We start from the raw sequence: 12,085 nt of genomic DNA on the forward strand, positions 1-12,085 counted from the left end.
CCCTTTCACGTTCCGCGCCGTCCCGATCATTTGTACGTCGGCACCGGCACGTCGCCCTCCGCCACCTCGGCCTGCTCCGCCCCGGCCGGGGCCGGGGTTTCGATGCCCCGCATCAGAGCCGCGGCGAGCACGGCGGCCCCGAGCAGCAGCGCCGCGCCGCCCCAGGCCGCGTACTGCATCCCGTGGACGAAGGCCTCCCGGGCCAGGGCGAGGACCTGCTCGCCCGCCTCCCCGCCGATCCGGTGGGCGGTGGCCACGGCCCCGCCGAGGGTCTCCCGCACGGCGGGCTCGGAGCCCGCCAGGTCGCCGCGGTAGACCGCGGTGCCCAGGCTGCCGAGGACCGCCATGCCCAGGGCGCCGCCGAACTCCGCTCCGGTCTCCAGCAGGGAGGCGGCGGAGCCGGCCTTTTCGGCGGGGGCCGCGGCGAGCGCCATGTCGGAGACCAGCGACATCACGGCGACGACGCCCGAGGAGAGCACCCCGGCGCCGATCAGGACCAGCCACAGGGAGTCGGTGCCCACGAGGCCGAACAGGATGAACCCGGCGGCGGCGAGGACGAACCCGCCGGCGATGACGTAGCCCCGGTCCACCTTCTGGGCGAGGGCGGCGGAGACGGGGGCCGCGGCGCCGATGACGACCGAGGGGGCGAGGCTCCACAGGGCAGCTTCCAGGGTGCCCATGCCGAGCACCGACTGGAGGTACTGGGTGGTGAAGTAGGCCGAGCCCATCACGGCGAAGGCGGAGAGGGTGTTCAGCGCGATGCCCGCCCCGAAGCCGCGGCCTTGGAAGAGGGCCCGGGAGATCATGGCGTCGTCACGGGTGCGCTGGCGGCGGATGAAGACGTACGCGAAGGCCAAACCGACGGCGAGGCAGCCCACGTAGAGCGGCTCGAAGCCCTCGGCGGCGATCTCCTTGAGGCCGTAGACGACCGGCAGCACGGCGGCCATGGACAGCGGGACGCTCAGCAGGTCGAAGCGGCCGGGGGCCGGGTCCTTGAACTCCGGGACCAGGACCGGGACGAGGAGCAGCAGGAGCAGCATCGCCGGCACGTTGACGAGGAAGACCGAGCCCCACCGGAAGTGGTTCAGCATCACACCGCTGAGCACCGAGCCGAGGGCGATGCCGCCGGTCATGGCCCCGGACCAGATGGCGATGGCCTTGCCGCGCTGCTTGTCGTCCTGGAAGAGGTTCCGTACGAGGGCCAGCGTGGACGGCATCAGGGTCGCGCCGCCGATGCCGAGCAGGACGCGGCAGGCGATGAGCATGTCGGCACTGGTGGCGTAGCCGCCGCCGATCGAGGCGATGCCGAAGGCGGCCGCGCCGATCAGCAGCAGTTTGCGGCGGCCGATCCGGTCCCCGAGGGAGCCCATCGTGATCAGCAGGCCGGAGAGGGCGAAGGCGTAGCTGTCGAAGATCCAGAGCTGCTGGGTGGCGCTCGGGGCGAGCTCGTCGGTGATGGCCGGGATGGCGAAGTAGAGGACGGAGACGTCCATCGACACCAGGAGGAGGGGCAGCAGGAGGACGGTGAAAGCGGTCCATTCGCGGCGGCCGGCAAGTCGCGCTGGGGCGACGGGAGTTGTCATGAGCAGGAATATACATACGTCTTAAACGTCTGTCTATGACGATTGTATAGAACTGTTGTCTCAGACGGTTGTCTTGCTACCGTGTGGCCATGGGACATCGCGAAGATCTGCTCGAAGGCGCCAAGAAGTGCCTGGTCGAGAAGGGGTTCGTGCGCACGACCGCGCGCGACATCGTCAGCGCCTCGGGGACCAACCTGGCGTCCATCGGCTACCACTACGGCTCGAAGGACGCCCTGCTCACCCAGGCCTTCATCGGCCTGATGGAGGACTGGGGCGCCGTCTTCCAGGCCGGCCTGGACGGTGAGGGCGGCTCACTGGAGCGGTTCCGCGCGCTCTGGGAGGGCGTCCTCGCCCAGCACGACGCGTCGGGTCCGGTCTGGGCGGCCAGCCTGGAGGTGGCGCTCGGCAGGGACCAGCGGCCGGAGTTGCGCGCCATGCTCGCGGCCTCGCAGGCCGAGGGGCGCCGCGGCCTGATCTCCATGCTGACCGGCACTCCCGAGGACCAGCTCGACGACCGGGACGTGCGCACGCTGGGCACCTTCTACCAGGCGCTGCTGAACGGCCTGATGATCCAGTGGCTGTTCGACCCGGAGTCGGCGGCCACGGCGGAGGAGTTCACCGAGGGCATGCGCCGGGCCGCCGAGGCGATGATCCGCCCCCGGGACCCCGAGAACGCGGAGTAAGCGGAGCGGGAACCACCCTCGGGAACGCCCCGCACCACCCCCGAATCGGCCCGGGACGAGGGGGAGTCGCCAGGGCGGCAGCGCGAGCGGGAGCCGGAGGGGCGAGAACAAGGACAGGGGGAGCGCCGACGCGGTCGGGCGCGGTGAGGTGCGCTCTGGCGGCGGTGCTCCTGACGGCCGCCTGCGGTGCGCCGCGCGGCGCGCACGAGGGCACCCCCGTGAACACGGGCCGGAGACCCGGACGGACACCCGGACGACCATCCGTCAGCGGATGGAGCAGGTGGCCGCCGCCTGGGAGGGTTCGGCGGCCCTCCGGCAGTGGCGCGAGGGCTTCCACCCGCTGGACGAGCAGGACTGGCAGCCGCCGGGCGGCTTCCGCTCCGGGGAGGACACGCGTACATCGGGAAGAGCTTCGTCCTGCGCGCCGAACTGCCACCCACGCCGCCGCCGGCCACCCCGGTCCGGTGGCCCGACGGCAGCACGCTCACCCGCCTGCGTGGCGGACCGGTCCGGTGCGGAAGGGGTCGGCTGACCGGAAGGCCAACGCTGTGCGCGACGCTGGGCGGCCGACGGCCGGGCCCCGACATTCCCTACGTCAGGCGGGCGGCTTTCAGGGCCATGTGGAGCAGCAGGCGGTCCTCGCCCTCGTCCAGATCGAGCCCGGTCAGCTGTTCCACCCGGGCGAGGCGGTAGTAGAGGGTCTGGCGGTGGATGCCGAGGGCCGCCGCCGCGCGGCCCGCCTGGCCGGCGCAGTCCAGGAACACCTCCGCGGTGCGGGCGAGTTCGCGGTGGGCCGGGGTCAGCAGGGCGCGCGCCGCCGGATCGTCCACCGGGTCGGCGGCGAGGGTCGCGAGCAGCCGGTACGGGCCGATCGCCGACCACTGGGCGACCGGGCCGAGCCGGGGCTGCGCGACGGCCGCCCGGGCCGCCGCCACGGCCTGCTCCCAGGCGGCGGGCAGCTCCGCGAGACCCCGGACGGGGTCGGCGACGCCCGCGGTCATCCGGCGGGCGGGGTCGGCCGTGGGCGTGGCCCCGGCCTTGGCCGCCGCGGGCGCGGCCCTGGCCTTGGCGGCCGTGGGCGCGGCCCTGGCCTTGGCCGCCGCGGTCGACCCGGCCGCCGCCTTGGCCGCCGTGCCCGTTCCGCTCGCGCCGCCCGTTCCACCTGCCGCGGCCGCCGCGCCCGCTCCGGTCGTCCGCGCCGGTTCCGCCGCGCGCGGCAGCAGCCGGGCCACGGCCGTCAGGGCCGGGGTCAGCGCGTCCGTCGAGCGCAGCCGGAGCAGCACCGCCAGAGCCGGGTCGCCCGCCGCCCCCGCTTCGTCCCCGCCCCCGCCCCGCCGCGGTACGAGGCACACGGCCGCCGCGCCCGGTACCGACGCCGGAGCCTCCCCGGACCAGGGCGCCACGCACACCGCCGCGTGCAGCCCGTCGCCGCCCGGGCCGAGGGCGACCCGCAGCGCGGCCACGGCCATGTCCTGCTGCCAGCCCCGCCCCGCGGTGAGCACGGCCTGGAACTCCCGCGACAGGTCAGCCCCGGCCTTCGCCTCCTCGGCGAGCAGCACCCCGATCCGCTGGGCCACCTCCATGGCCGCGGCCAGGGCAGCCTGATCGGGGCCGGGCGTGCCGGGCTCCTGGTCGAGGAGCCATACGTAGCCCTGCACGATGCCCCGGAACCGCACCGGCAGGCAGATCCGCCCCCGGAAGACCCCCGCGTCGGGCGCCGCCGGGATCCGGACGGGGCCGGTGGCGCGGGCGATGCCGAAGCCCTCGAACCAGGAGCGGACGGCCGCCGTCGACTGCCGCGTCAGGATCGAGCGGGTCCGTACCGGGTCCATCGCGAGATCGTCATCGCTGTCGTGCGCGCCGAAGGCGATCAGGCGGAAGTCCCGGTTCTCCAGGGTCGCCGGGGCACCGAGCAGCGCGGAGATCTCGTCCACCAGGTCCTGGTAATCGCCCTTCACCCGAACATTCTCCCACCCCGGGACCGGCTCTTCAGACAGATGTATGAGATCCGGGACACGGATGCGTGACAGCTGTCGATGGCAGAGGATCAAAGCGATCCTTAGGTTTCACGGTGGTTTTACTTGCGCTTTTCTTCTGCCACCCGCTGGAGGTGCCCCGTGCTGGGTCCCGTGATCCTCGCCGCTTCGCGCAGCGACAAGATGCGTCGTATCGTCTCTGCCGCCCCGGTGACCAAGCCCGTGGTGAATCGGTTCATCCCCGGCGAGACCGTCGACCAGGTCATCCCGATCGTCGAGGAGCTCACGCAGGCCGGGCTTGAGGTGACCCTCGACGTCGTGGGCGAGGACATCACCGAGGTGGCGCAGTCCTACGCCGCCCGGGACGCCTACCTCCAGCTCATCGAGCGCCTCGCGGAGCTCGGCCTCGGCGAGAAGGCCGAGATGTCCGTGAAGCTGTCGATGTTCGGCCAGGCGCTGGAGGGCGGCCACGAGCTCGCGCTCGCCAACGTCCGCCCGGTCGTCGAGGCCGCGGCCGCCATCGGCACCACCGTGACGCTCGACGCCGAGGACCACACCACCCTCGACTCGATGTTCGCCATCCACGAGGAGCTGCGCCGGGACTTCCCGCAGACCGGCTGCGTGATCCAGGCGTACCTCTTCCGCACCGAGGCCGACGCCCGGCGCCTGGCCGCCGCCGGCAGCCGCGTCCGGATCGTCAAGGGCGCCTACAAGGAGCCCGCCGAGGTCGCGTACCAGGACAAGGCGGAGATCGACAAGGCGTACGTCCGGATCATGAAGATCCTGATGGAGGGCGAGGGCTACCCGATGATCGGGTCCCACGACCCGCGGCTGATCGCCATCGGCCAGGAACTGGCCCGGCAGGCCGGGCGCAAGCTGGACGAGTACGAATTCCAGATGCTGTACGGCATCCGCAGCGAGGAGCACCTGCGGCTCGCCGCCGAGGGCCACCGCATGCGGGTGTACACCGCGTACGGGACGGACTGGTACGGCTACTTCATGCGCCGCCTCGCGGAGAAGCCGGCCAACCTGCTGTTCTTCCTCCGCTCGATGATCACCAAGAACTAGCCAAGAACTAGGTCAAGGAGTTACCAGCCCCATGGATGCTGTGACCCAGGTCCCCGCGCCGGTCAACGAGCCGGTCCACTCGTACGCCCCCGGCACCCCGGAGCGCGCGCGGCTCGAAACACAGCTCAAGCAGCTGTCCGAGAACCCGATCGACCTCCCGATGACGATCAACGGCGTCAAGCGGATGGGCGGCGGCGAGCGTTTCGACGTGGTCCAGCCGCACGACCACAAGTCGGTGCTCGGCACCTTCGCCAACGCCACCCAGGGCGACGCGCAGGAGGCCATCGACGCCGCCCTCGCCGCCGCCCCGGCCTGGCGCTCGATGTCCTTCGACGACCGCGCCGCGATCATCCTGCGCGCCGCCGAGCTGCTGTCCGGCCCGTGGCGCGAGAAGCTCGCCGCCTCGACCATGCTGGGCCAGTCGAAGACCGCGCAGCAGGCCGAGATCGACACCCCTTGCGAGCTCGTCGACTTCTGGCGCTTCAACGTCCACTTCGCCCGCCAGATCCTGGCCGAGCAGCCGGTCGCGAACTCCGCCGGCGTGTGGAACCGCAGCGACCACCGCCCGCTCGAGGGCTTCGTCTACGCGATCACGCCCTTCAACTTCACGGCCATCGCGGGCAACCTGCCGACCGCCCCGGCCCTGATGGGCAACGTGGTCCTGTGGAAGCCGTCCCCGACGCAGACCCACTCCGCGGTCCTCCTGATGGAGCTCCTGGAGGAGGCCGGCCTGCCCAAGGGCGTCATCAACCTCGTCACCGGTGACGGCATCGCGGTCTCGGAGGTGGCCCTGAACCACCCCGAGCTGGCCGGCATCCACTTCACCGGTTCGACCAAGACCTTCCAGTACCTGTGGAAGACGGTCGGCAACAACATCGAGAAGTACAAGTCCTACCCGCGCCTGGTCGGCGAGACCGGCGGCAAGGACTTCGTCGTCGCGCACCCGTCCGCGGACCGCGCCGTCCTGAAGACCGCCCTGACCCGCGGCTCCTTCGAGTTCCAGGGCCAGAAGTGCTCGGCGTCCTCGCGCGCCTACGTCCCGGCCTCGATCTGGAACGACGGCTTCAAGGAGGCCTTCGCGGCCGAGGTCGACGGCATCGCCATGGGTGACGTCCGCGACCTGACCAACTTCATCGGCGCCGTCATCGACGAGCGTTCGTTCGCGAAGAACAAGGCCGCGATCGACCGCGCCATCGCCGACCCGACCTGCGAGATCATCGCCGGCGGCACCTACGACGACTCGGAGGGCTACTTCGTCCGCCCGACCGTCATCGCGTGCACCGACCCGGAGAACGAGGTCTTCACGACCGAGTACTTCGGCCCGATCCTCGCGATCCACGTCTACGAGGACGCCGACTTCGACGCGATGCTGGCGCAGATGGAGTCCGTCTCGGCGTACGCCCTGACCGGCTCGATCATCGCGGCGGACCGTTACGCGGCCGCGGACGCGATGGAGAAGCTCCGCTTCGCGGCGGGCAACTTCTACATCAACGACAAGTCCACCGGCGCCGTCGTCGGCCAGCAGCCCTTCGGCGGCGGCCGCGCCTCCGGCACCAACGACAAGGCGGGCGCGGCGACCAACCTGCAGCGCTGGACCTCCACGCGCTCCATCAAGGAGACCCTGGTCGCGCCGACCGAGTACGGCTACCCCCACATGGGCTGATCCCCGGCCCCACTGAACCCCGCCCCCGCTCCGGTACCCCCAAGTCCGGAGCGGGGGCGGTTTCCATTTCGCCCCCCGGTACCCCCCAACCGCTGCTAGCCTGAGGCCAGTTGTCGCGTACGGCGACACGCTCCACTACTCGGGCCCGGTTACCCGAGGGAGCGAAGGGCTCTCGCGAGTTCCCGTGCGGGGTGGGATGTTTGCCAGGAAATACGAGACCTCTACGCGTCCGTGCCGGGACGACGCCGGGGAGACGTATGTCCAGGCGCACCGACAACCGCCACCGCGTGGCAACCATCTGCCGCGAGGCCACGGGCCTGCCGCACCACACCTGCCTCCGCTGGGCCGAAGCCGGCCTGATCACGCGCCACCAACCGGTCCCGGAGCCCGAGGACGAGGCGCAGCGCACCCTCGAATCGCTCCTGGTGTCCGAGCTCGCCGACGGGCTCCGCGAGGGCGACCTCCGTGACGGGGCGCTCTTCGGTTTCACCTCCGCCCGGCCCGCCCAGGGCGGCCTGGCTCTCGGGCTGCACCCGGCCATGGCCGATCCGGTCCTCGCCACTGTGCTGCCGCGCATCGACCAGCGCTACGGCGGACTCCGCGGAGTGCCGGGCCTGCGCATCGTCCCGACGGGGCGTGGTTGGGCACTGATCCACCTGCCGGGCCGAGCCGCCGTCCATCTGGTGCACCCCGACCCGGACTGGCGCCCGGTGCTGCCGGACCACGGCGACGGGCTGACGCAGCTGTGGCGGCGCAACCGCCACCGCCCGCACCCAGCCGAGGCGGCGGACCTGCGGGAGCGCGCCGGCGCGGGGGCCGATCCCGGATCGGCCGCGGCCCAGGACTGGCTGAACAGCAGGCTCCTGAGGCGGCCACGACTTCTGGGCGCGGCCGGTGCCGCCCACGGATCGGCGAACGTGTACACCCACGGCGGCGGGGACCTGGTCGTCGAGTGGTGCTGCGCCGTGGAACGGGACGAATTCGAACGGAGGCTGCGCCGGAGCGGTCTGGCGCAGCGGCCGGGCCGGGTCCCCGAGCGGCTCCGGGACCAGCCGTGGTTCCCCGGCGAGATCGCCATGGGGGGAGCCTTCGTCACCCTGCGGCGGGGGCCCTGCTACGCCCCGGATGCCTCGGCGCGGAGGTACGGGTGATGCTGACCGCGGCGATCGTGACGGCGGCCGTGCTCGGGGTGAGCAAGGTGGTGCGGGACTGGTTGATCCTGCGGCAGGTGCGGGCGGCCATGGACGCGGGGACCTCGGAGGACCGGGTGCGGATCGGGATGCGGCTCGCGGAAGCGCTCGGCGGCGGGCAGTCCGGGCCGTTCCCGGAGCCGCCCGCCGGGGAGGTCGTCACACCTCCACGATGACCTGGGGCAGGGACTTGCGGACGAGGTCCGGGACCTCGCAGTCGTCGGCCGGGTAGCCGACCGGGATGACGGCGAAGGCCTTCTCGTTCTCCGGGCGGTTCAGGACGTGGCTCAGGAAGCGCATCGGGCTCGGGGTGTGGATCAGTGCGGCGAGGCCCGACAGGTGCAGGGCGGACAGGAGCATGCCGACCGCGATGCCGACCGACTCGTCGACGTAGTAGTGCTTGTGCTTCGTGCCGTCCGGGCCGAGCCAGTAGCGCTGCTGGAAGACCACGATCAGCGCCGGGGCGTCGGTGAGGTGGGTCTTGACGGCGTCCGTGCCGATGGGGCGCAGGGCGGCGAGCCATTCGTCGCCGAGGCGGCCGTCGTAGGACAGCTGCTCCTCCTGCTCGGCGGCCGCGCGGATCTGCTGCCGTACGGCCGGGTCCTTGACCAGGACGAAGGTCCACGGCTGCTGGTGCGCCCCGGACGGAGCGGTCGCCGCGCAGGCGATGGCGTCCCGGACGACCTGCTCCGGTACCGGGTCGGGGGAGAAGTGGCGTACGGTCCGCCGCTCGTCCATCCGGGCCCGCAACTCGGCGGCCCGCGCGAGGGATTCCTCCTGCGGCATCCGCGCGGGGCGGTAGGGGGCGGGGCGGTACGGCTGGCCGTGGATCGGGGTCCACTGCTGGATCTGAGGCGACATGCGGCGAGTCTGCCGAGGCAATGGTCCAGACCGCCAGGGCCGCGTCGGCCGATTCCGGCCGGGGGACGGCGTCGGGCGTCCGCAATGCGGTCCTTGGTACGGTCGCGGGATGAGCGACTGGGATGCGGAAGCCGTACGGGCCCGCCGGCTGGCCGCGCCCTGCCCGATCCGGGAACCCCGTCCGTTCGACGTGAACCGGAGGTTCGACGAGCGCGAGGGGCTGACCCTGGGCACGCTGATGCTCACCGAACAGGGGTGCGGCATGTACACGCGGCTGATCCTCAACGGGCCGCTGGCCGGCCAAGTCTGGCACCTGGACCAGGACTTCGGGACCTGCCTGCCCGCGAGCCCGGACTTCCGCACCTGGTACACCGACTGGCTGGAGAAGTGAGGGACGTGCGCGTCGCACACACCGCCGGGCTGACCGGCGACGAGCTCCGCGAGGTGCGGGCCCTGCTCGACGAGGCCTTCGAGGGGGACTTCGGCGAGGAGGACTTCGAGCACGCGCTCGGCGGGATGCACGTGCTGGTCCGGGACGCGGGCGGCCTGCTCGTCGCGCACGGCAGTGTGGTGCAGCGCCGGGTCGTGCACGGTGGGCGGGCCCTGCGGACCGGGTACGTGGAGGCCGTCGCCGTACGGGCCGGCTCGCGGCGGCGGGGCCTCGGCGGGCAGGTCATGGCCGAGCTCGAACGGATCGTCGCGGGCGCCTACGTGCTGGGCGCGCTGTCGGCGTCGGAGGAGGGGGCCGGGCTCTACCTCGGCCGCGGCTGGTCGGTGTGGCCGGGCCGGGTCGGCGCGCTGTCGCCCGACGGGCCGGTGCCCCTGCCCGAGGAGGAGGGGTCGACGTACGTCTGGGTGCCGCCCGGCGGGATCCGGCTGGACCCGGCCGGGCGGCTCGACTTCGACTGGCGGGACGGGGACGTGCTCTAGCGGGCTCTGGCGGCGGGGATCACGAGCCCGAGATGCTCGGTGCGCCGGACTCGATGTGGCCGGTGTAGCGGCGCGACCAGGTGCCGTCGGAGTCGGCCAGGATCGTGAAGTCGTACCAGCCGTTGCCGTAGGCCACGGCGTTGAAGTAGTCCTCGCGCGAGGACTTCGCGGGGACGGTGTACGTCCAGGGGCCGTCCGTGCGGTAGGCGTTCGAGCGGATCGTGAAGGTGACGGGGGAGGCGGAGGAGTTCGTCAGCTTGAAGTAGACAGCCGTCTTGCCGGTCCCCGGCTCGATCGCGAAGCGGGCCGCCACCTCGATGTCCTTGCCCGCCTTCGAGGCGTCGCCGATGAAGCGGCGCAGGAAGCGGTTCGGCCCGTACATCGAGATGTCGTACTTGCCCGAGCCGTGGCCGAGGCCGATGTTGAAGTAGTCGCTGCCGGTGGCGCCCGGGTCGACCGTGTACTGCCAGGCCGCGGTGTCCCGGTGCTGGTGCGGGTGGATGGAGAAGTGCGCGGGCCGCTTCGCCTCCGTGCCCTGGTTGGTCATCGAGAACCAGGCCAGGATCTTGCCGGCCGCCCCGAACTCGAAGCGGTCCAGGTTCCCGTTCACCTGGTACGGAAGGGGCCGCGCCGGGCGGGTGCCGGGCTCCTGCGCGGGGAGGGCGTTGTCCTGGGGCGCCGGGTTGGGCAGCGGACCGCAGGTCGACTGGCCGATGACCTTGGCGGTGGACGGGAGGCCGGCCGGGACCCCGTAGACCGGGTGCGCGAAGTCGAAGACGCCGGTCAGGTCGCCGACCACCTTCCGGCGCCACGCGCTGATGTTCGGACAGGTGGCCGGGGTGCCGAGGGCGGCCGTCCACTGCTCCATGAACCGCAGGACGGAGGTGTGGTCGAAGACCTCCGAGCTCACCCAGCCGCCGCGGGTCCACGGGGACATCACGATCATCGGGACGCGGAAGCCGAGCCCGATCGGGATGCCGTCCAGGTACTCGCCGGGGGTGCCGGGCGGGGCGATGGGCGGGGGCACGTGGTCGAAGAAGCCGTCGTTCTCGTCGTAGTTGAGGAAGAGGACGGTGGAGTCGAAGACCTCCGGGTTCGCGGCCAGGGCGCGGTAGACCAGGTCGACGAAGTGCGCGCCGTCGCCGGGCGGGGCGTACGGGTGCTCCGAGAAGGCCTCGTTGGCGACGACCCAGGACACCTGGGGGAGGGTGCCCGCGACGACATCGGCGCGGATCGCGGCCGCGATGTCGTCCGGGGTGGAGCCGGTGACCTTGGGGACCGAGCCCATGCCCCGGTCCCACAGCGGGTTGCCGGGGGCCGCGTCCGTGAACTTCTTGAAGTAGGCGAGACCGTTGTCCCCGTAGTTGTCCTGGGCGTTCTGGTAGACCTTCCAGCTCATGCCGGCCCGCTGGAGGGCCTCCGCGTACGTCTCCCAGGTCAGCCCGGACTCGTCGCCGCCGTCCTTGCTGGAGGCGTCGATCTTGCCGCTCCACAGGAAGGTGCGGTTGGGGCCGGTCGCGCTGAGGGTGGAGCAGAAGTAGGCGTCGCAGATCGTGTAGTTGTCGGCGAGGCCGTAGTGGAACGGTATGTCCCCGCGGTCCAGGTACCCGAGGGTGCGGGTGTTGCCCACGCCGGTGACCCAGTTGTCCATCCGGCCCTTGTTCCAGGCCGCGTGCTGCGAGGTCCAGCTGTGCGGGAGGTCGCCGTTGCACTGGGCCAGGGTCTCGCCGTCGACGCCGCCGGCCGGCGGGGTGGAGCTGAGCTTCCACGGGTACTGGCGGCCGCCCCGGTTGGGCTGGTTGAACATGCCCCAGCCGCCCGGGATGTTGCCGGCGGCGCGGTCGCCGAATCCGCGGACGCCCTTCAGCCTGCCGAAGTAGTGGTCGAAGCTGCGGTTCTCCTGCATGAGGATCACCACGTGCTTCACGTCGGTGATGGTGCCGGTCGCGGCGGCCGCGGCAGCCGTCGTCGGCAGGGCCGCGGGCAGGGCGGCCCCCGCCATCAGCCCGGCGCCGATTCCCACGAAACCTCTGCGGCTGATCGGTGTCACTGGCCCCTCGCCTCCAACTCAAGTGCCCCGCTGGCACATCGACGGCAAGAGTGGCGGCGCCGGAGTCAAAGGTCTACAGCC

General features: G+C 72.1%; 11 protein-coding genes. 7 read left to right on the forward strand and 4 right to left on the reverse strand.

Going from position 1 to position 12,085, the window contains the following annotated elements; genetic code table 11:
- Nucleotides 1–26: 26 nt before the first annotated feature.
- Nucleotides 27–1,583: an MFS transporter gene (locus tag ACZ4VT_RS08240; protein WP_467947717.1), complete on the reverse strand. Its 1,557-nt coding sequence runs from the start codon at nt 1,581–1,583 to the stop codon at nt 27–29.
- Nucleotides 1,584–1,672: 89 nt separating this feature from the next.
- Here ACZ4VT_RS08240 and ACZ4VT_RS08245 point away from each other — a divergent pair, with 89 nt between their 5' ends.
- Complete coding sequence (locus ACZ4VT_RS08245; protein ID WP_467947718.1) at nt 1,673–2,266, forward strand: TetR/AcrR family transcriptional regulator; 594 nt, start codon at nt 1,673–1,675, stop codon at nt 2,264–2,266.
- 590 nt (nt 2,267–2,856) lie between these two features.
- Here the strand turns inward: ACZ4VT_RS08245 and ACZ4VT_RS08250 are convergent.
- Complete coding sequence (locus tag ACZ4VT_RS08250; protein ID WP_467947720.1) at nt 2,857–4,224, reverse strand: PucR family transcriptional regulator; 1,368 nt, start codon at nt 4,222–4,224, stop codon at nt 2,857–2,859.
- Between the two features lie 159 nt (nt 4,225–4,383).
- On the opposite strand from ACZ4VT_RS08250, the gene ACZ4VT_RS08255 reads away from it, so the two are divergent.
- From ACZ4VT_RS08255 to ACZ4VT_RS08270, 4 genes are all read left to right on the forward strand, one after another.
- Nucleotides 4,384–5,310 carry a proline dehydrogenase family protein gene (locus ACZ4VT_RS08255; protein WP_030708400.1) on the forward strand — a complete coding sequence of 309 codons (927 nt, stop codon included), beginning with the start codon at nt 4,384–4,386 and terminating at the stop codon, nt 5,308–5,310.
- Between the two features lie 31 nt (nt 5,311–5,341).
- Nucleotides 5,342–6,973, forward strand: a complete 1,632-nt coding sequence (gene pruA / locus ACZ4VT_RS08260) for an L-glutamate gamma-semialdehyde dehydrogenase (protein ID WP_467947722.1) — start codon at nt 5,342–5,344, stop codon at nt 6,971–6,973.
- 257 nt (nt 6,974–7,230) lie between these two features.
- On the forward strand, nt 7,231–8,124 hold the full coding sequence (locus ACZ4VT_RS08265) for a hypothetical protein (RefSeq protein ID WP_467947724.1): 894 nt from the start codon (nt 7,231–7,233) through the stop codon (nt 8,122–8,124).
- A complete protein-coding gene (locus ACZ4VT_RS08270; RefSeq protein ID WP_467947726.1) occupies nt 8,124–8,339 on the forward strand; it encodes a hypothetical protein in 216 nt (71 codons plus the stop codon). The genes ACZ4VT_RS08265 and ACZ4VT_RS08270 overlap by 1 nt, the downstream gene beginning before the upstream one ends.
- Here the strand turns inward: ACZ4VT_RS08270 and ACZ4VT_RS08275 are convergent.
- The gene (locus ACZ4VT_RS08275) at nt 8,323–9,024 is read right to left on the reverse strand and encodes a nitroreductase family protein (RefSeq protein WP_467947727.1); all 702 of its coding nucleotides are present in this window, start codon (nt 9,022–9,024) and stop codon (nt 8,323–8,325) included. The genes ACZ4VT_RS08270 and ACZ4VT_RS08275 overlap by 17 nt on opposite strands.
- A 109-nt stretch (nt 9,025–9,133) precedes the next feature.
- On the opposite strand from ACZ4VT_RS08275, the gene ACZ4VT_RS08280 reads away from it, so the two are divergent.
- Both ACZ4VT_RS08280 and ACZ4VT_RS08285 read left to right on the forward strand, forming a co-directional pair.
- Nucleotides 9,134–9,415 carry a hypothetical protein gene (locus tag ACZ4VT_RS08280; RefSeq protein WP_467947728.1) on the forward strand — a complete coding sequence of 94 codons (282 nt, stop codon included), beginning with the start codon at nt 9,134–9,136 and terminating at the stop codon, nt 9,413–9,415.
- Between the two features lie 5 nt (nt 9,416–9,420).
- Entirely contained in the window at nt 9,421–9,954 is a 534-nt protein-coding gene (locus tag ACZ4VT_RS08285; RefSeq protein ID WP_467947730.1) for a GNAT family N-acetyltransferase, read from the forward strand.
- Between the two features lie 19 nt (nt 9,955–9,973).
- On the opposite strand, the gene ACZ4VT_RS08290 is transcribed toward ACZ4VT_RS08285, so the two are convergent.
- The gene (locus ACZ4VT_RS08290; RefSeq protein WP_467947731.1) at nt 9,974–12,004 is read right to left on the reverse strand and encodes a phosphocholine-specific phospholipase C; all 2,031 of its coding nucleotides are present in this window, start codon (nt 12,002–12,004) and stop codon (nt 9,974–9,976) included.
- Between the last annotated feature and the right edge of the window lie 81 nt (nt 12,005–12,085).

Source organism: Streptomyces sp. NPDC029164, assembly GCF_055563995.1.

Coding starts and splice junctions, on each gene's coding strand:
- ACZ4VT_RS08280 (WP_467947728.1), top strand. CDS start 9,134: ATGAGCGACTGGGATGCGGAAGCCGTACGGGCCCGCCGGCTGGCCGCG.
- pruA (WP_467947722.1), top strand. CDS start 5,342: ATGGATGCTGTGACCCAGGTCCCCGCGCCGGTCAACGAGCCGGTCCAC.
- ACZ4VT_RS08265 (WP_467947724.1), top strand. CDS start 7,231: ATGTCCAGGCGCACCGACAACCGCCACCGCGTGGCAACCATCTGCCGC.
- ACZ4VT_RS08240 (WP_467947717.1), bottom strand. CDS start 1,583: ATGACAACTCCCGTCGCCCCAGCGCGACTTGCCGGCCGCCGCGAATGG.
- ACZ4VT_RS08275 (WP_467947727.1), bottom strand. CDS start 9,024: ATGTCGCCTCAGATCCAGCAGTGGACCCCGATCCACGGCCAGCCGTAC.
- ACZ4VT_RS08270 (WP_467947726.1), top strand. CDS start 8,124: ATGCTGACCGCGGCGATCGTGACGGCGGCCGTGCTCGGGGTGAGCAAG.
- ACZ4VT_RS08245 (WP_467947718.1), top strand. CDS start 1,673: ATGGGACATCGCGAAGATCTGCTCGAAGGCGCCAAGAAGTGCCTGGTC.